Origin of the sequence: Mycetocola sp. BIGb0189, assembly GCF_024810155.1 — a bacterium.
Classification (GTDB): domain Bacteria; phylum Actinomycetota; class Actinomycetes; order Actinomycetales; family Microbacteriaceae; genus Mycetocola; species Mycetocola lacteus.
Window position 1 is genome coordinate 388,913 of sequence record NZ_JANUED010000001.1, and the last position, 18,464, is coordinate 407,376.

Consider the following 18,464-nt stretch of genomic DNA (forward strand, 5'->3'; position numbering starts at 1 on the left):
CGATCACCCCACCCGGAAGGATTCCCCATGCCCCTGTACACTCTCCCCGACCTCTCTTATGATTACGGCGCACTCGCCCCGCACATCTCGGGACGGATCATGGAACTGCACCACTCAAAGCACCATCAGGCCTATGTGACCGGCGCGAACACCGCGCTGGAACAGCTGGCCGAGGCCCGCGACAGCGGCAACCTCACCAACATCAACAAGCTGGAAAAAGACCTCGCCTTCAACCTCGGCGGCCACCTCAACCACAGCATCTTCTGGGAAAACCTCTCGCCGGACGGTGGCGGGGATCCCGAGGGTGGGCTGCGATCCTCGCTTGAGGAGCACTTTGGGTCGCTGGAGAAGTTCCGCGCGCACTTCACCGCGACCGCGCTGGGTGTCCAGGGTTCGGGATGGGCGGTGCTCGCCTGGGACCACCTGGGCGCGCGGCCGGTCATCTTCCAGCTCTTTGACCAGCAGGGTAACGCGCCCCTGGGGGTGACCCCGCTGCTGCAACTCGATGTCTGGGAGCACGCGTACTACCTCGACTATGTCAATGTGCGCGCCGACTATGTGAAGGCGTTCTGGAACATCGTCAACTGGGCCGATGTTGCGGCCCGCTTCGCCGCCGCGCAAAAATAGCGCGCTCGCACCGACGCCGCGACCCGCAATTCTGCGGGCCGCGGCGCCGTTTTGTACGGATGGGCTATTCGGCGACGATGCTCAGTGCCTCGATGAGCCCCGCCGCATCCGGGGAAAACACCTCGGCTACCAGCCGCTTGTCCTTGCCCTCCATTAGGTCAAAGAAGCGCTGGATGATGGGGGAGTGTGGTGATGAATTCATGGGTGTGTGCCCCTGTCTTAGATGGTTTTGATGGTGCCGCCATCAACGGTGATCTCCTGCGCCACGACCGAGGCCGCCGCATCCGACACCACAAACCCGATGACCTCGGCGATCTCCTCGGGCGGGGCGAAGCGGCCATCGGGCACGCCGCCCAGTGAGTCGAGGATGAGTTTCATCCCCGCCTCCTCGTCCACGCCGTGTGCCTCGGCGAGGCGGGCTGCCAGCGCAAAGGCTCCGGGGCTCTGGATCCCGCCGGGGGAGACGGCATTCACGCGAATGTGCTGCGCCGCCAGCTCATTGGCGAGACCCTTACTGTAGGCGCGCAGCGCCGCCTTGGCTGCCGCATATCCGAGAGTCCCGTCATAGAGCGGCATCTTGCCCTGGATCGAGGTGACGTGCACGATCGATCCCGCACCGCGCTCCTGCAGGAGCGGAATCAGTGCCCGGTCGAGGCGCACGGCGGCCAGCAGGTTCAGCGCCAGCTCCTCGTCCCAGTGGGCATCGGTCATCGAGGCATGGCCGCCGCCGGGGGTGGTGGAGCCGCCGGTGACGTGCACCAGAATATCTAGGCCACCGGACTCTCGGACGGCCTCGGCGATTCGAGCGGGGGAGTCGGGTGCGGTCACATCAAACTGGAGAAACGATTCGGCCGCGGTATGGTCGGGACGTGAGCGTCCGACGGTGATCACGCGGGCACCGGCATCGGCGAGGCGCTGCACGGTCGCGGCACCGAGGCCCTTGGTGCCGCCCACCACGAGTGCGTGGCGGCCGGCGAGGGAGAGCAGAGGGGGATACGAAGATGTCATATCCCCAGGCTCGGCATTCCCCTAGGGGGAAGGTCAAGCCCGGTTAGCGCCCGGTGCGGAAAATGGGCCAGCCGATTTCGGTCACCAGCTCCGGAGACTCATCGGTGGCCGCCCGTAGATAGCGTTCGCGCAGGGGCCCGGGCACTCCCAGCTCGTGCTCGGCCACATAGACCCCCAGTGCTGCATAGGTTTCGGCAATGGTCTCATCGGGCCCCTGGTGCACGGCAACGGCAAGCTCGACCGCGGGCAGCACCTCCAGACGAAGGCGTCCAGGATACTCATTCTCGGCGGCTCCCTCGCGCAGCGGAAGGAAGAGGACGGCCTCGCCGCGTCCGTCGAGGAAGAGCTCGGCGGCCCATTCGCCCCCGAGCGGCCCCGCGATGTCTGCCGGATCGATCGCCAGCAGCTCGTCTCGGGCGGCGGTGTACCAGTCGCCGAGATCGTCGCGGTTGATCCGCTCACGAATCACCAGGGCCGGCAGCGCGGCAATGCTGTGGTGCTCAATATGGGGCGGGGTTGAGCCCGGATCCACCAGCCCACGCAGCGAGGCCACCGCATGTTGGGTGACTCGAAGACGCTCCTCGAGCCGGTTCAGGTGCTCGGTGATGAGGGCGTTGCGGCCGGCCACATCCGCGGTTGCCAGAATCTCCCGGATGCTATCCAGCGGCAGATCCAGCGCGCGAAACTCACGGATTACCCGGGCGTCGGATACCTGCCCGGAGGCGTAGAGCCTGTAGCCGTTGTGCGGATCGATCTCGGCCGGTTCCAGGATGCCCACCCGGTGATAGAACCGCAGCGACTTGGCGCTCAGCCGGGTGGCCTGCGAGAAATCGCCGATTGTCATGAGGGAAGCCATAGGGTCATTCTCTCCCATCCGCGGGCGCGCTCCCAACGGACGAGGAGCGTTTGGAAACATTCCGGTAATCCGCGCCGATTACCCTCGTTTGGGGGTCGAGTGTGCGGGCCCAATCTCTGGTTTACCGTTGATCAATTTCTCCGGGATTGATTGAATCGGCAGTGAACCACGATGCGAAACGATGTCGGGTGCGTGGGTGCCCGTCGGGTCCGGTTCGTCTCGCCCAGACAGGAGTTCAACATGACCGCGGAAAAACTCAGGATCGCGCTGGCGCAGCGCCGGCCGTACCCGATTGATGGCGCCCTGGAGGGGTTTGCCCGCGAGGTGGCCGAGACGCTCGCCGCCCACCCCGGTACCGAGCTACTGGTCTACCCGGAGATGCACCTGTGCGGGACCGAACACCTCCCCGAGGAGGCGCGTCCCGCGGCCCTGCGCGCCGCCGCGGTCACGCTGGACGAAGAGTATGTCACCCGACTGGGAGCGATCGCCGCCGAGCACGGCATCTGGTTCTGCCCCGGCAGTATCGGCGAGATTGGTGCGGATGGGGAGTTCTATAACACCCAGCTGATCTTCGATCCCAGCGGCACCCTGCGCGCCAGCTATCGCAAAATGTTCCCCTGGCGTCCGTTCGAGCCGCACCGTCCGGGCGATAAATTCATCGTCGAGGGATTGACCCATGCGGGGACCGAGCACGGAACCGTGGGTCTGTCGATCTGCTACGACGCCTGGTTCCCCGAGCACGCCCGCCAGCTGGGCTGGCTGGGGGCCGAGCTGGTCCTCAACATCGTTAAGACCACCTCGCCCGATCGCGAGCAGGAGCTTGTGCTTGCCCGTGCCAATGCGATCGTCAACCAGTACGTGGTGGCGAGCCTGAACGCCGCCGAACCGGTGGGTCGCGGCCGCAGCATCGTGGTGGGCCCCGAAGGATTTGTGATCGCCGAGGGAGGCCTCGGTGAAGAGACCCTGACGTTCACGTTTGATCCGGCCGCGGTGGCCGCGGTTCGCGAGCACGGCACGATGGGCAGCAACCGGATGTGGGCACAGTTCCACGAGGGTGATCCCACCATCGAACTTCCCATGTATCGGGGTCGTATCGACCCGCTGCACTGGTCCCCCCAAACCCCCAACGCAAGCGCCCAGTAGACCGTTTACGGCCCCTGAACGATGCGGCACACCACTCGATTGAGGATCTCACTGTGTCAAATTCTTCCCCCGCTCCCACGCTTGCACGCACGCTGAAGCTGCCCTCGCTGGTCCTGTTTGGGCTGGCCTATCTGACCCCGCTGATCGTGCTGGGCATCTTCGGTGTGATCGCCTCGCAGACCGGCGGTGCCAGCGCCAGCGCCTATCTGATCGCGCTGATCGCGATGCTGTTCACCGCGAGTAGTTACGGCCGGATGGCCAAGGCGTATCCGGTGGCCGGATCGGCCTACACGTACGTGCGACGCACGATCGGCGGTCGAATCGGCTTCCTGGTGGGCTGGTCGGTCATCCTCGACTATATGTTCCTGCCGATGGTCATCTGGCTGATCGGCGGCTCCTACCTCCAGGCGCAGTTCCCCGGGGTGCCGATGCCGGTGTGGATCCTCGGATTCATCGTGATCACCAGCGTTCTCAACGTGATCGGGCTCAAGGTGGCCGACCGCGCCAACCTGATCCTGATGTCCTTCCAGATCCTAGTCATCGTGATCTTTGTGGCCCTCTCGATCGCCTCGGTGGTGAACACCAATGGTCCCTCGGGCCTGTTCAGCGCCGAGCCCTTTACCGGGATCAACGCCGGATTCGCGGGGATCGCCGGTGGTGCGGCGGTGGCCGCCTATTCCTTCCTCGGATTCGATGCGGTGACCACGCTGACCGAGGAAACCATCGAACCGCGCCGCACGGTTCCCAAGGCGATCATGCTGGTCGCCCTGATCGGCGGCGGCATCTTTGTGATCGTGGCCTACGTGGCCCAGCTGGTGCACCCGGGCGGAACCTTCACCGATTCGGACACCGCGGCCTTCCAGATTGCCACAAAGATCGGTGGCAACCTCTTCGGCGCGGTGTTCCTGGCCGCGCTGGTGGTGGCCCAGTTCACCTCGGGACTGGCCGCCCAGGCTTCGGGGAGCCGTCTGCTCTATGCGATGGGGCGTGACGGCGTACTGCCCAAGCGCATCTTCGGCGCGCTGAGCCCGCGCTTTCGCACCCCGATGCTGAGCATCCTGGTGATCGCGATCGTGGGTCTGATCGCGATGTTCATGGACGTGTCCACCTCGACCTCGTTTATCAACTTCGGGGCGTTTGTGGCGTTCATCATGGTGAACCTGTCGGTGATCGTGTACTGGTTCAAGCAGCGCCGCGAGGGAATCACCCACAATCCGCTGGTGTACGTGGTGCTGCCGATTATTGGCATGATCGTGATCGCCTACCTGCTGACCCAGCTGGACGTGCACGCGATCACCCTGGGCGCGATCTGGTTTGTGCTGGGAGTGATCGTGCTGGGGATCACCACGCGCGGCTTCCGTCGCCAGCCGCCGGAGCTCAGCGTCGACAACGTCTAGCCCACAAGCAACGGCGCCGCGTTACTCGGGAGGGAACGCGGCGCCGTTTTATGCGGGGTGACTACCACTGCGGGTGCACGGTGGCACGGAAGTAGCGGTCGTAGATCTCGTGGACGCGGGCATCCAGCTCGGGGGAGGTGCGGGGGAGATCGGCAGCCCCGGCGTTGGCCAGGGCCTGGCGGACGTTGCGGGCACCGGGGATGGCGGCGGTCACGCCCGGCTGGTCGATCAGCCAGCGCAGCGCCGCCTGCGGAACCGAAACCCCCTCGGGCAGGGCCGCGGCAAACTCCTGGGCGGCGGCCAGCCCGTCGGCAAAGTCCACGCCACTGAAGGTTTCGCCGCGGTCGAAGGCTTCGCCGTTGCGGTTGTAGGTGCGGTGGTCGTTTTCGGGGAACACCGTGTCCGCGGTGTACTTGCCCGAAAGCAGCCCGCTGGCCAGCGGTACCCGGGCAATGATCCCCACATCGTGGGCAAGAGCCGCGGGCAGAACCTCATCCAGGGGCTTGAGCCGGAACGGGTTGAGGATGATCTGAACCGAGGACAGCCCCGGACGTTCGATCGCGGTGAGGGCCTGCGCGCTCTCCTCGACGCTCACCCCGTAGGCGGCAATGGCCTGCTTCTCGACCAGCTCATCCAGCGCATCAAACACGCGCTGATCGGTGTAGACGGCGGAGGGCGGGCAGTGCAGCTGCACGAGATCCAGGGTGTCCACGCCGAGGTTGGTGCGCGAGCGGTCCACCCAGGCGGTGAAGTTCTCGCGCGAGTAGTTCTCGGGGAGCTGCTCCAGGCGGCGGCCGATCTTGGTGGCCACAAACACGTTCTGCTCGGGGTTGCGCTCGCGGAAGGTGCGGATGAAGCGCTCGCTGCGTCCGTCGCCGTACACATCGGCGGTGTCAAAGAAGGTGACGCCGGCGGCTACCGACTCCTCCAACACGGCCAGCGCATCGGCCTCGCTGACCTCGCCCCAGTCGGCACCCAGCTGCCAGGTTCCTAGCCCGATCGCCGAGACGGATCGTCCGGTTTTTCCTAGACTGCGCTGTTCCATGGGTGTGCTCCTTCTGCCGAACTCGGTGGCATCGCCGGAATCCCGGGGTGCAGGTCCAATGCTAGCGATTTTGTGTGCATCGAGCCTGTACTCACCGTGCTTTCGGTGCCTACTCTGCTTGGGAGCGGGCAGCCGATGAGGGGAACCGGCTTGCACTGTTAAACATCATTGATGTGAAACAAACCGTAATCAGCTAAATTTATCTGTAAGCGTTATGTTCCAACTGGAGGCGAGAACATGAGCATCATTAGAGCGAGTCAGACAGAAGCGGAGAATCTGAGCCGGAGCACTCTTTACCGTCGCTATCACGGTGGGGATCTTGAACGTGTTGGCCGCGGCCTGTACATTTCGGCGGATGCCAGGGTTGCCGATTGGGATCAGGCCGAGGCTGCCTTGCTGCGGCCCGAATCGACGATCAGTCTGATCTCGGCCCTGAACCATTTCGGGCTCACCGATCAGATCCCGGATGCACTCGATGTGGCGATTCCGCGGGGAACCCGTTCACCGGTTACGAGCGGCGCGATTCGTTGGCGTCAATTTGATCGAGAAACATTTTTCCTCGAACGATCGGAGATCACCATTGCGGGCACTGGCGAAAGCATTGGGATGTACAGTGCCGCGCGCACGATCGCAGACTGTTTTCGGATGCGAGCCTCCATCGGATACGAGGTTCCTCGGGACGCACTGAAAGAATGGCTGCGCCGCGGTGGCAAGCCTGCCGACCTGATGCGCATCGCGTCCATGCTTCCGCGGTCGAAAGCTCCGGTTCTTCAGGCTCTGGATATCCTGTCATGAGTTCGGAGCTGGTGTACCGAAGAGTCCAGGCTCTTGCCCGCTCGACGGGCGCGAAAAATAGTATGCGTGCCCCCACCCAGGAATACCTAATTCGGCATGCTCTTGAGTCGTTTGTCGACCGCCTGAACCGATCCCGGCATTCTGCGGAATTTGTGTTGAAGGGCGGAATCCTTCTGGGCGCCTATGGTGTGAGACGACCAACCCAGGACGTTGATTCCAATGCGATCGGGTCTGCCGTATCTCCTGAAAATCTGAGTGAGGTGGTTCGAGAGATTGCCGGGCTTGACATTGACGACGGAGTGGAATTTAACCTCGAAAGCCTCACCATTCGAGAAATCCGGGAGGACGCAGAATATCCGGGATTGCGGGTACGAGTCGGCGTCAGGATTGCGAGTTGGCGTGGAATCGTTTCCTGGGATGTGTCGACCGGGGACCCGATCGTTCCTCCGCCAAGAATGATCACGCTTGAGCGAATCTTCGGAGAACCAATTGTGATGTTGGGGTTTGCGGCCGAATCGACGGTGGCCGAAAATGGCATCACCATTCTTGAGCGAGGCCTGGCAAATACCCGCTGGCGCGACTATGTTGACATCGTCGCTCTTGGCCGTCGAGGCCTAGACGGCGATGCGCTGCTTCTGGCCGTGCGTGCGGTTGCGAAGTATCGACGGGTAAAGCTGGAACCGGTGTCGGAGACTCTTCGCGGATATGGCGCACTGCAGCAGGCTCGCTGGTCTGCATGGCGACGCAAGGAGGGCTTGGAATCGGATTGCGAACTCGACCTGGACGAGCAGGTCGCACGCGTGGCGCTCATCCTCGACCCGATCTTCGCACGAGGAGGTGAGGAGTAGATGATCGCGGGTTTGGAGGGCCGGTTGCTACGACTCCACGGTGATCTTTTCCACGTTGCCAGCGGCGTCAAAATGTACGGCGGTTCAGTAGCCGGCACGTGAGGCGTCCAGGGCTCCCAGCCGATAGACTCGCCCGGCTAGGTTCCGCATACGGGAAGGGCCCGCCAATGGACGCTGTTATGTCATGGACCACGGGTGTGGGAATTGTGGTGTTTGGAATCTTCTTTTGGCGTCTGCTGCGCACGGTGTACGTGGACGGACGACTGGATCAGGCAGCTATCAGCAGGGTCCGCTCCGCGAGCATTCTCCCGGCATTCAGCACGGTCGGGCTGCTGGTTCTCTGCGTTCTTTCGATGGAATGGTTTCCGAGCGCGATTTCGGCACTCGTGATCGCCATTATCGTGATCGCGCTGGGCGGAGGAATCTGGTCGATGGAGCGCGGAATCTTTGCCGTGCGCGCCTCCCGCAGCCCACGCTGAGACGAGCGCTAGTCGCGTTCCTCGGCCTGGAGGTGCGCCAGTTCGGCGGCGCTCACCGGGTACTGATGACCCTCATCATCGACCCACATATGGGTGCGTCCAGCCTCGGTTGAGAAAGGCCGTTCAAACAGAATGAGGAGCGCCCCGGTCTCCGGGTGCACTTTATGAGGAGTCACCATAGGGAGACACTAGACCCCCACAGCAGACACGGCAAGACCCAGATTTGCCGTCGAGACGAAAACGGTAACGATAGGGACAGCGGTTTCAGTGTTGGCGCTGAATTATGCTCCACTGTCGGGATTGAGAACCTTCAATCGTGGGTAGATGCTGAAGCGTTTGTCGGCCGTGATGAGCGGCAGTGATAACGAGAGGGAATGAGCGGCGATAAGGGCATCCTTTGCGCGCAGCCGCGTTGTATCTAACCCGGCAAACTTTCCGAATTCAATCGCGGCGTCCGTATCAAAGTTCACCCAGAACCGTGAAAGCTGATCAAGCAACGTGAGCATCGCCAGACGGATCGATGCTTCCTCGGCGCGGCCATTGTCTTGCAGCATGAGGCGACAACCGTGTTCAAGTTCGGACCGCACAATGGTGCTTGCCCGATAGTGGTCGATTCTGCCGAGGATGCGCGACGGCGCCGTAATGAATACGTTGGTGTCAAGGAGTGCGTCCGTCACTGTGAGCCCGCACCGTGTGGACCGCGAGACTCCTCTAATTCCTGCAGCTGCCGCGCAACGTGCTCTGCGGTGATTCGACGACTCAAAGACTGAAGCCGAGCGGCAATTTGAGGTTGAGGCTCAGTGCTAAGCGATGACATGAGTTCCGTCGCCGAAGCCGTTTCGGTTGGCTCAGTGAAAGCTGCACTTTGCTCTTCTGTGGACACTAGCTGATCCCCTCTCACTTGCTCGTCTCATGCGAATGTTTGCTCACGCTACCAGGGGTTTAGGCCTTTTACTGGGGATTCAAATGGCATATACATTGTTTTTCGTGCACGGGGACGCCGGTAACATGGGGCCTCATGAACGCGTATCGGCAGGACGAGTGGGAGGCGTTTCGGGAGCACGCCTCCACGGTGGTTTCGCCGTACCTGATGGGCACCGGGGTGGTCACCCCGGAGGACGGCCATTCGCGGCCGGTGTCTCCGCCGCACACCCATCCCGATGCGATGCTCGCCTGGTGCTATCGGGGGACAGTCTGGGTGTACCTGCAGGATGCGATGTGGCGTCTTGCGCCGGGGCAGGGCGTCTGGATTCCCGCGGGAACCCCGCACACCTCCCGCCACGATCGCGATTCGACCGGCTGCTACACCTACATTCCCGACCATGCCCTGGTGGCCCCGGTTGAGGAAACCTCCCGCGTGCTCGTGCCCCGGGCGGTCCAGGAGATGCTGCTGCATCTGGGGATTAACGACATGCCCGATGACCTGCGGATCCGCATCCAGGCCGTCCTGATCGAGATGGTGCAGCAGCCCGCCGCCGAGGTCGCCGAGGGCTGGGGTGAGGTGCCGCTTCCGGTGGATGAGCGGGTCCAGGGCCTCGCGCAGGCGGTGCTGTCCGATCCCGGCGATCCGCGGACGGCCGCGCAGCTGTGTGCGCTGCACGGCCTGCATGAGCGGATGGTGGCTCGGGTCTTTGCACACGACGTGGGGATGACCTTCGGGCAGTGGCGCACCGGAGTCCGGATGACCCTGGCTGCGCGCCTAATCGTGGATGGTACGCCCGTCGGAGTCGCCGCCCACCGCTGCGGATACGCGAGTACCAGCGCGTTTTCGGCGGCATTCAGGGACCGGTTCGGGATGACCCCGCGGCAGCACATCGCCCGGGTGGAGGCCGATTCGGCCCACCATCTCTACTGGCGGTAGGCCCCGTCGCTCCCGGTGATGCTGATGAGCCATGACGGCGGCATGCCTGCGCCTCACCCTGTGATGGTCGGCCTGGTTCCCGGTGAGCCCTCGCGACCTTCGTCGGTGCCAGAGGTTGTTCGGGGAGTGGGCCCGCGCGATTCCGCGGGTTTCCGACCGGGTGTCGGAGCTTCGGCGTGTTGCCCGATTTTCGCTGAATTGTCGAAATAAAGACATAAATCGTCGGTTTGCCGACACTGTGCGATGGGGATCCGTCCTAGCATCGACGTATTAGGTTAGCGTTACCTAATCAAGCGGCGTCGACGCTGCCACACTTCCCCCCAACACTCTCAAGGAGAACCATGCCGCACGCCCTCGCGCGCCCCAAGGCCCGCCGCGTAACCACGCTGGCCGCCGTCGCGCTGGCCGCCGTCCTCGCCCTGGCCGGATGTGCCAGCGCCGATGCCAAGCCGGGCGCATCCGACGCCCCCGCCGCCACCTCCGGTGTGGTCATCAAACACGCCCACGGCGAAACCAAGATCCCCCAGAAGCCCAAGCGCGTTGTGGCGCTGAGCTGGATGACTCCCGATATTGTTGCCGCGCTCGGCGTCAACCCCGTGGGTGTGGAAAAGGTGTGGGGCGCCGGCGACAGCGGGTTTACCCCGTGGTTCGAGGACTACACCAAGAAGGAATTTGGCAAGACCCCCGAGATCATCCCCGCCGGTGATGAGGGCCCCAACTATGAGGCGATCAAGGCACTCAAGCCCGATCTGATCCTGGGCCTGTACTCGGGTATCAGCGACATCGAATACAAGCGCCTGTCCGAGATCGCCCCGACCGTGCCCTATATCGATGGTCCGTGGAACCCGGGAACCTGGGAGAGCATGACCCGCGTGGTGGGTAAGGCCATGTGGGAGGACCAGAAGGCCGAGGAGCTGATCAAGGAAACCGAGACTCAGGTAACAACCCTGGCCGGGGAACACCCCGAGTTCAAGGGCAAGTCCTTCGTCTGGGGCTTGACCCTCAACGAGGGCGGCACCGACCTCGGCGTCTACCTCAAGTACGACGGCCGCGTGCGCATCACCGAGGCGCTGGGCTTCACCTCGACCTCGGCAATGGACACGTTCCTGAAGACCGCCGAGGGCGACAACTGGTACACCGGCGTCAGCCTGGAAAAGCTCTACGACGTGCCCGCCGACCTCTTCGTGGCCTGGGGCAGCAGCCACAACGACGGTGTCTACACGGTCGAGAACAAGATTGTTTCCCGCTGGGAGCCCATCGCCGAGAAGCACTACGTGATCTACAACGAGGACGCCGAGGCCGCCGCGATCAGCGCGCCCACCGTGCTCTCGCTGAAGTACATCCTCCCCAAGTACGTCGACGATCTCGCCGCCGCGCTTGAGGGCAAGCCCACCAACACGGGCAAGTGACCTCCGAAGTAACCACCGCCCGCCCGCTCCCGGAACCTCCGGGGGCGGGCGACCGCGCGCCCGGCACGGACGCTCCCCGGCGTACCGGGCTCAAGGTCATCGGGCTGTTTGTGGCCGCGGGACTCCTGGCGTGTGCGGTGATCGCCTCGCTGATGGTGGGAAACCGGGCGATCGATCCCGCAACCGTGCTGTCCGCGTTGACTGCCTACGATGAGGACAATCCGCTGCACCTCATGATCCAGCAGTTGCGTGTGCCTCGTACGATTCTGGCGATCTTCATCGGGGCCGCCCTGGCGGTGTGTGGTGCGCTAATCCAGGCGTTTACCCGCAATCCGCTGGCCGATCCCGGCATCCTCGGGGTGAACGCCGGGGCATCCTTCGCGGTGACCTTCGCCGTGGGCGTGCTGGGGTTTACCACTCCCGGAACCTACGTGCCCTTTGCCCTGGGCGGTGCGATGCTGCTCACCCTGATGGTGTACGCGCTGGGATCGTTTGGTCCCTCGGGGGCCACCCCGATGAAACTGACCCTCGCCGGGGTTGCCCTCGGCGCAGCCTTCACCGGATTCACCACCGCGATCGTGCTGCAAAACCGCAGCGCGCTGGATGTGACCCGCTTCTGGGGCGTCGGCTCGGTGGGCGGGCGCACGATGGACCAGCTCACCTGGGCGATCCCGCTGATCGTCGCCGGCCTGGTGCTGGGCATGATCTGTGCCCGCTCGCTCAACGCGCTGGCCCTCGGCGATGACCTGGCCCAGTCCCTCGGTGCTCGCGTCGCCACCACCCGGGCGCTGGTCATCATCGCGGTGACCCTGCTGGCCGGGACGGCCGTGGCCGCCGCCGGACCGATCGCCTTTGTGGGCATCATGATCCCGCATATGGTCCGCTGGTTTACCGGCCCGGATCAGCGCTGGGTGCTGTCCTATTCGATGCTGGTGGGCCCCATCTTCCTGATTCTTGCCGACATCCTGGGCCGCGTGGTGCTGCCCAACGGCGAGCTGCGGGTAGGCATCGTGACCGGCCTGCTGGGAGCGCCGGTGCTGATCGCACTGGTACGTCGTAAGCGGGTGAGCACACTGTGAGCGTCGACAATCTGTCCCGCGCCTCCGGACGTGAGCTGCCGCCGGTGGACTTTGGCCGGCGTCACTTCCGCATTGACACCAGACGCATCGCCACTCGGATCCCGGCGCGCTCGGTGGTCATCTCGCTGATCCTGCTGGCCGTCATCATCCTGGGTGGTCTCTACTCGATGACCATCGGTGCCTATGAGGTTTCCTTCGGCGAGGTCATGAACGCGCTGGTCAACCCCGCCGCCGATCCCGATGTTCGACAGGTTGTGTTCGAATGGCGGCTGCCGCGGGTCCTGTTTGCGGTGCTGTGCGGGGCGGCCCTGGCACTCTCCGGCGGCATCTTCCAGTCGCTGACTCGCAATCCGCTGGGGTCCCCGGACATCATCGGTTTTGGCATCGGTGCCCAGTTCGGCGTGACCCTGCTGATGCTCGTGTTCAACCTCAATACCTACGCGTTTAAGGCCGTGGGGGCGCTTGCCGGCGGTCTGTTCACGGCGCTGCTGGTCTACGTGCTGGCAAACAAGAACACGATGTCCTCGTTCCGACTCATCATCGTGGGCATCGGAGTTTCGGCGGGCCTGGGGTCGTTGACCTCCTGGATCCTGATCACCGTGAGCGTGGAAAAGGCCATGATGGCCGCGACCTGGGGTGCCGGATCGATTGCCTCGCTCGGCTTCGATCAGCTGGTTCCTGCGGCCATCGTGTTTGTGCTGGTGACCGTGATCGCGCTGCCGCTGAACCGCACCCTCCCGGTCCTGGAAATGGGGGATGATGCGGCCACCGCACTCGGTATCAACCCCGCTCGCACCCGGCTTTCGGCCATGATCATCGGGGTCGCGCTGGTGGCCCTGGTCACCGCGGCCGCCGGCCCCATCTCCTTCATCGCGCTGGCGGCTCCGCAGACCGCCCAGCGACTGATCCGCTCCAACACCCCGATGGGGACAATCCCGGTCATGCTGACCGGCGCCGCCCTGGTTGTGGTTTCGGATGCCGTGGCCCAGCTGCTGGAGGTTCCGGTGGGCGTGGTCACGGTCTCGGTGGGTGGACTCTATCTGGCCTGGCTGCTGGCCCGGCAATACTCGCGACGCGTGTGAAAGGAACACACATGACCACCTCCCTTCTCGCTCGGGACATCACGCTCGGTTATGGCAGTGACCCGATCATTTCGGATCTCTCCCTCCAGGTGCCCGACAACTCGTTCACGATCATCATCGGCCCCAATGCGTGCGGAAAGTCGACGCTGCTGCGCGGGTTCGCGCGGCTATTGAAGCCCACCACCGGTGCGGTGCTGTTGGATGGTTCCGAGCTGCGCTCGCTCAAGCCCAAGGAGGCGGCGCGCAAGCTGGGGCTGCTGCCGCAGTCCTCGATCGCACCGGACGGGATCACCGTGGCCGATCTGGTGGGCCGCGGGCGCTTCCCGCATCAGAACGCGATGCGCACCTGGAGCCGCGAAGACGAGCGGGCGGTGGCCGAGGCACTGGACGCCACCGGAACCACCGAACTCTCTCGCCGCCTGGTGGATGAGCTCTCCGGTGGACAGCGGCAGCGTGTGTGGGTCGCGATGGCGCTCGCCCAGCAAACCGGACACCTGCTGCTGGATGAGCCCACCACGTTCCTCGATATCGCGCATCAGATCGACCTGATGGAGCTCTTCGCCGAACTCCACCAGGGCGGGACCACCCTGGTCGCGGTGCTGCACGATCTCAACCACGCTGCGCGCTACGCAACCCACCTGGTGGCGATGCGCGACGGGGCGATTGTGGCGCAGGGGGATCCGCGCGAGATCATCACCGCCGAGCTCGTCGAGGCCGTGTATGACCTGCCGTGCAGCGTGATCACCGATCCGATCTCGGGCACCCCGCTGGTACTGCCGCTGGGTGGGCGCCGATCCTGGCAGCGCGCGCGGGCCGCGGAGGCGGGTGCGCAGTAACCTCGTTGCCCGCCGTCCGTGTGCTCCGGAGCCTCCGATTGCGGACCCGAGGAGCACACGGACGGCGGCCGGCTGTACGATTTGGGGAGTATGGATCTTGAGATTTCCCGTTCGCTCACCATTCCGGCCGCCGAGTTGGAGTGGAGCTTTTCGCGCTCCTCGGGCCCCGGCGGCCAGCACGTGAACACGTCGGATTCGCAGGCGCAGCTGCGCTGGAACGTGGCCGAATCGCGGGTACTGACCGAGCAGCAGCGCGAGCGACTGCTGGAGCGTTTGCCGGGAATCCTGGTGGACGGGGTCATCCAGATCACCGCCTCCGAGCAGCGTTCCCAGCTGCGCAATCGCGAGCGTGCGCTGGTCAAGCTTGGTGAGCGGGTGCGTACGGCTCTGCGTCCCGATGGTCCGCGCCGCCGCGCGACCAAGCCCACCCGCGGATCCCAGCAGCGTCGCCTGCAGGCGAAGGGGCAGCGCGCACAAACCAAACAGAACCGCCGCCGGCCCGCCGCCGACTAATTTCGAGAAGCCTTGACTTGCGGCCGGCAGGTGCGAGGGCTGTGCTTTCACAACAGATAACGTTCGAAAGCTAGAAGTGGGTTTCTCGCTGGGGTATCTTAAGAAAACCGGCGCTCAGCTTGTCCTTCCAGAATCTGGTGGAACAGCATGGAGTGCCGGTTTTCTGTGCTCGGAGCTAATTATGTGCTCGGAGCTAGAGGGCTGGATAGTGCAGTGTCGGTGGGTAGATCGCAAACCCGCTTCGCTCGATCGATCCGGACGTCCAGTGGATCGCCATTGCATGTTTGATTTCGGGCCAGAGAAACGACCGTTGCTCCGGCGCGATGCCGTCCAGCATGCAGCGCGTGGTTGTGAAGGTTAAATTTTGGTTTCTCTCGCAGGTTCCGGGCGAGCGCGTCCCGTGCCGCGCTCATCCCTCCCGATCGGAAATAGTGTTCGTGCTGAGTTTGCTGATCCGCGATGATCACGGCGCTTTCATTGCCAAATAGCTTCTCGATAGAGAGCGCAATGCGCTCATGGAGGAGCGCGTACGCGATGCCAAGTGGACTATCCGATCTCGCTTGCTTGAGCAGTGCAACCTTATCGACCACGATTGAGAAAATAATGGGTCGAAACTTTGAAAAAACGCGGCCCAGATCGTTTGAGAGTTTCAGCGTTTTTGATGTCGAATCTAGCCTCTGATAACCAGCCGGAGAATTTAGAGTGTGCCCACTGGCGACTGATCGGGCCGAGCGCATCAGGTACCTTCCCTTGATCTCGGTGTCCGACCAGGGAAGATGGATCCAGTCCGTCCCGAATGAGTGACTCTTGACGTTGATCAGCGCCCGGGCGAGCGGCCGACTAATTTGTGAGTTCTATCGCCTCGCGAGTCGTTTGTGCATATACTGGCGAGTTGCCCATCGATGGACGGTGGGTCCTTCCGCCGAGTATGGCGACCATGTGAAGGGATAACGGCATGGAAAAGATTTCGAAGACGCTGATGAGTTGGGCATCGATTTTGGAGCCCAAAACACGAGAGCAGGCGCTCACCGCGTCGAGTCTGCCGTTTATCTATCCACACATTGCGTTGATGCCCGATGCGCACCTCGGCATGGGGGCAACCGTGGGTAGCGTGCTGCCCACCCTGAACGCGATCATTCCCGCGGCGGTAGGCGTGGATATCGGCTGCGGCATGATCGCCGTGCGCACCCAGCACACCGCCGAATCCATCGCGCATCTGGATCGGGCGCTGCTGCGGGAGGCCATCGAGGCGGCCATTCCGCTGTCGGCCGGTCAGTACAACACCGAGGAAACCGAGACGGCGAGGGTGCGTAACGACGCCCTGGAGGAATCGGCCAGAGGTGCCGATTTTGATCCCGCCACCTACGCCCCCAACTGGCGGTTGCAGCTGGGATCGCTGGGTTCCGGCAACCACTTCATCGAGGTTTCGCTGGACGAGGAGGATCGCGTCTGGCTGTTCCTGCACTCGGGTTCGCGCGGGGTGGGGAACAAGATCGCGCGGCACCACATTCGGGTCGCCCAGGAGCTGGCTACCCTCTGGTGGATTTCGCTTCCCGATCCCGCCCTCGCCTACCTGCCCCAGGGCACCACGCAGTTCACCCGCTACATCAAGGAGCTGCACTGGGCTCAGGACTTCGCCCTGGCCAACCGTGAGGAAATGATGGACCGGGTCATCGCCCGGTTCGCCGAGTGGACGGGGGAGACCGTCACCGAGCACGAGCGGATCAACTGCCACCACAACTACACCGCCCGCGAGAAGCACTTCGGCAAGGAGGTGTGGGTGTCCCGCAAGGGGGCGATCAATGCCGCGGCCGGTGTGCTCGGGCTTGTGCCGGGATCGATGGGCACCCGCTCCTACGTGGTGGAGGGACTCGGGAACCCCGTCGCGCTCAAGTCCTCGCCGCACGGCGCGGGGCGCGAGTACTCGCGCAGCGCCGCCCGGAAGACCTTCACCCGGGAGCAGCTGCGGGAGGCAATGGCGGGGATCGAATACCGCGATACCGACGCCTTCATCGATGAGATTCCCGCCGCGTACAAGGATATTGATGTGGTGATGGAGGACTCGAAGGACCTGGTGAAGATCCTGCACACCCTGCGACAGATCATCAACGTCAAGGGGGATTAGACGATTTCCATGCTTCGGGGCGCTGAGAATGAGCGCCTCGAAGCATGGGACTCTCCTGTGCATACCGGGCAGCGTATACCCGAGCCCCTAGACTGGGGTCAGCAATCGGCAACCGCCCTTCGCTTCATTGCAGCCACGGTAATCTTCGGAGCGCTGCTAGCCAGAAGAACGGTGCCGATGATGGAATCGACGTACGCCGAACCCGCAACCTCCACCCTCGGACCGGTGCGCCGCACCACGGCCCGGACCAGCGATTTTCCGCCGATCGCCCACGCTTATAAGCAGGTTTCGGCCGAGGTTCGTGCCGCCGGCCTGCTCAAGCGTGCGCCGCGTTTTTACGCGCTCGTGGGTGCGGGATTAGCCGTGGCCTTCGCCGGGGCGATTGCCGGATCGATTCTGCTGGGGCACAGCTGGTTCCAGCTGCTCATCGCCGCCGCCTTCGGCATCCTGTTTACCCAGGTCGCCTTCCTGGCACATGAGGCCGCACACCGTCAGATTCTCGCCTCGGGTCCGGCGAATGACCGCCTGGCTCGGGTGCTCACCTCGGTGGTGGGCATGAGCTATTCCTGGTGGGATTCCAAGCACAGCCGTCACCACGCCAACCCGAATAAGGTGGGCAAGGACCCGGACATCGAGCTGGACACCATCTCGTTTATTGAGGAGGACGCGGTAACCGCAACGGGTCTGCGCCGCTTCATCACCCAGCGTCAGGGCTGGCTGTTCTTCCCGCTGCTCACGCTGGAGGGCCTGAACCTGCACTTCCTGGGCTTCAAGCACCTGGCCAGCCCGGGTAAGGTCCGCGGCCGCTGGATCGAGATCGGCATGATCTCCGCCCGCTTTGCCCTGGTCCTGACCCCGCTGTTCCTCTTCCTGCCGCTCGGCATGGCCTTCGCCTTCTTCGGCGTGATGATGGCCGTGTTCGGTGTGTATATGGGAGCCTCCTTCGCCCCCAACCACAAGGGCATGCCGATCATCGATCCGTCGGCCCGTCTCGACTTCTTCTCCAAGCAGGTCCGCACCTCGCGCAACATTCACGGTGGACCGTGGGTCGCGTGGTTCATGGGCGGCCTGAACTATCAGATCGAGCACCACCTGTTCCCGAGCATGGCGCGCCCGCACCTGGCGGCCACCCGCAAGATTGTGCGCGAGCACTGCAAGAGCCTGGATGTGCCCTACACCGAAACCTCGGTGCTGCGCTCCTATGCGATCGTGATCGCCTACCTCAACCGGGTGGGCCTCGCCGCCCGCGACCCGTTCGACTGCCCGGCCGCCGCGCAGATGCGCCGCGGAGGTGGACAGCTCGGGGTGTAACACCCGTTACCGCATGTGACGGGCGTGGGTTGTGCCCGCGAGATCATGAG

The 18,464-nt window shown here is 63.8% G+C and carries 19 protein-coding genes; 14 read left to right on the forward strand and 5 right to left on the reverse strand.

The features are described 5' to 3' along the window. Positions 1-27 precede the first annotated feature (27 nt). Positions 28-627, forward strand: coding sequence for a superoxide dismutase (locus M2390_RS01700; protein WP_259176575.1), 600 nt, complete (start codon positions 28-30; stop codon positions 625-627). 64 nt (positions 628-691) lie between these two features. Here the strand turns inward: M2390_RS01700 and M2390_RS01705 are convergent, their stop codons facing one another. From M2390_RS01705 to M2390_RS01715, 3 genes are read right to left on the reverse strand one after another with little or no spacing between them, the layout of a single operon-like run. Continuing rightward, positions 692-829 (reverse strand): hypothetical protein, encoded by a 138-nt coding sequence (locus M2390_RS01705; RefSeq protein WP_259176576.1) that lies wholly within the window; start codon positions 827-829, stop codon positions 692-694. Positions 830-846: 17 nt separating this feature from the next. Beyond that, a complete protein-coding gene (locus tag M2390_RS01710) occupies positions 847-1,635 on the reverse strand; it encodes an SDR family oxidoreductase (RefSeq protein WP_259176577.1) in 789 nt (262 codons plus the stop codon). Between the two features lie 43 nt (positions 1,636-1,678). Continuing rightward, on the reverse strand, positions 1,679-2,491 hold the full coding sequence (locus M2390_RS01715) for a MerR family transcriptional regulator (RefSeq protein WP_259176578.1): 813 nt from the start codon (positions 2,489-2,491) through the stop codon (positions 1,679-1,681). A 240-nt stretch (positions 2,492-2,731) separates the two neighbouring features. Between M2390_RS01715 and M2390_RS01720 the strand changes: the two genes are divergently transcribed. Next, positions 2,732-3,634: a carbon-nitrogen hydrolase family protein gene (locus tag M2390_RS01720; protein ID WP_259176579.1), complete on the forward strand. Its 903-nt coding sequence runs from the start codon at positions 2,732-2,734 to the stop codon at positions 3,632-3,634. Between the two features lie 53 nt (positions 3,635-3,687). Continuing rightward, positions 3,688-5,031, forward strand: coding sequence for an APC family permease (locus M2390_RS01725; RefSeq protein ID WP_259176581.1), 1,344 nt, complete (start codon positions 3,688-3,690; stop codon positions 5,029-5,031). Between the two features lie 61 nt (positions 5,032-5,092). Here M2390_RS01725 and M2390_RS01730 read toward each other — a convergent pair whose 3' ends face one another. Next, complete coding sequence (locus M2390_RS01730) at positions 5,093-6,076, reverse strand: aldo/keto reductase (protein WP_259176582.1); 984 nt, start codon at positions 6,074-6,076, stop codon at positions 5,093-5,095. A gap of 237 nt (positions 6,077-6,313) precedes the next feature. On the opposite strand from M2390_RS01730, the gene M2390_RS01735 reads away from it, so the two are divergent. The 3 genes from M2390_RS01735 to M2390_RS01745 all read left to right on the forward strand — a co-directional run bounded on the left by M2390_RS01735 (position 6,314) and on the right by M2390_RS01745 (position 8,198). Continuing rightward, on the forward strand, positions 6,314-6,871 hold the full coding sequence (locus tag M2390_RS01735; RefSeq protein ID WP_259176584.1) for a type IV toxin-antitoxin system AbiEi family antitoxin: 558 nt from the start codon (positions 6,314-6,316) through the stop codon (positions 6,869-6,871). After that, positions 6,868-7,719 (forward strand): nucleotidyl transferase AbiEii/AbiGii toxin family protein, encoded by an 852-nt coding sequence (locus M2390_RS01740; protein WP_259176585.1) that lies wholly within the window; start codon positions 6,868-6,870, stop codon positions 7,717-7,719. The genes M2390_RS01735 and M2390_RS01740 overlap by 4 nt, the downstream gene beginning before the upstream one ends. A 179-nt stretch (positions 7,720-7,898) precedes the next feature. After that, the gene (locus tag M2390_RS01745; RefSeq protein ID WP_259176586.1) at positions 7,899-8,198 is read left to right on the forward strand and encodes a hypothetical protein; all 300 of its coding nucleotides are present in this window, start codon (positions 7,899-7,901) and stop codon (positions 8,196-8,198) included. A 281-nt stretch (positions 8,199-8,479) separates the two neighbouring features. Here the strand turns inward: M2390_RS01745 and M2390_RS01750 are convergent, their stop codons facing one another. Then, positions 8,480-8,875 carry a type II toxin-antitoxin system VapC family toxin gene (locus M2390_RS01750; protein ID WP_259176587.1) on the reverse strand — a complete coding sequence of 132 codons (396 nt, stop codon included), beginning with the start codon at positions 8,873-8,875 and terminating at the stop codon, positions 8,480-8,482. Positions 8,876-9,216: 341 nt separating this feature from the next. Here M2390_RS01750 and M2390_RS01755 point away from each other — a divergent pair, with 341 nt between their 5' ends. From M2390_RS01755 to M2390_RS01790, 8 genes are all read left to right on the forward strand, one after another. Beyond that, positions 9,217-10,059, forward strand: a complete 843-nt coding sequence (locus M2390_RS01755; protein ID WP_259176588.1) for an AraC family transcriptional regulator — start codon at positions 9,217-9,219, stop codon at positions 10,057-10,059. Between the two features lie 341 nt (positions 10,060-10,400). After that, positions 10,401-11,468: an ABC transporter substrate-binding protein gene (locus tag M2390_RS01760; RefSeq protein ID WP_259176590.1), complete on the forward strand. Its 1,068-nt coding sequence runs from the start codon at positions 10,401-10,403 to the stop codon at positions 11,466-11,468. Beyond that, complete coding sequence (locus M2390_RS01765; protein WP_259176591.1) at positions 11,465-12,547, forward strand: iron ABC transporter permease; 1,083 nt, start codon at positions 11,465-11,467, stop codon at positions 12,545-12,547. Before M2390_RS01760 ends, M2390_RS01765 begins: the two co-directional genes overlap by 4 nt. Then, on the forward strand, positions 12,544-13,629 hold the full coding sequence (locus M2390_RS01770; RefSeq protein WP_259176592.1) for an iron chelate uptake ABC transporter family permease subunit: 1,086 nt from the start codon (positions 12,544-12,546) through the stop codon (positions 13,627-13,629). The genes M2390_RS01765 and M2390_RS01770 overlap by 4 nt, the downstream gene beginning before the upstream one ends. 11 nt (positions 13,630-13,640) lie before the next feature. After that, positions 13,641-14,465, forward strand: a complete 825-nt coding sequence (locus tag M2390_RS01775; protein WP_259176594.1) for an ABC transporter ATP-binding protein — start codon at positions 13,641-13,643, stop codon at positions 14,463-14,465. A gap of 90 nt (positions 14,466-14,555) precedes the next feature. Then, positions 14,556-14,978, forward strand: coding sequence for an alternative ribosome rescue aminoacyl-tRNA hydrolase ArfB (gene arfB, locus M2390_RS01780; RefSeq protein WP_259176595.1), 423 nt, complete (start codon positions 14,556-14,558; stop codon positions 14,976-14,978). 955 nt (positions 14,979-15,933) lie between these two features. Continuing rightward, positions 15,934-17,103: an RtcB family protein gene (locus M2390_RS01785; protein WP_259176596.1), complete on the forward strand. Its 1,170-nt coding sequence runs from the start codon at positions 15,934-15,936 to the stop codon at positions 17,101-17,103. Between the two features lie 177 nt (positions 17,104-17,280). Continuing rightward, positions 17,281-18,414: an acyl-CoA desaturase gene (locus tag M2390_RS01790; RefSeq protein WP_259176598.1), complete on the forward strand. Its 1,134-nt coding sequence runs from the start codon at positions 17,281-17,283 to the stop codon at positions 18,412-18,414. Positions 18,415-18,464: the final 50 nt, after the last annotated feature.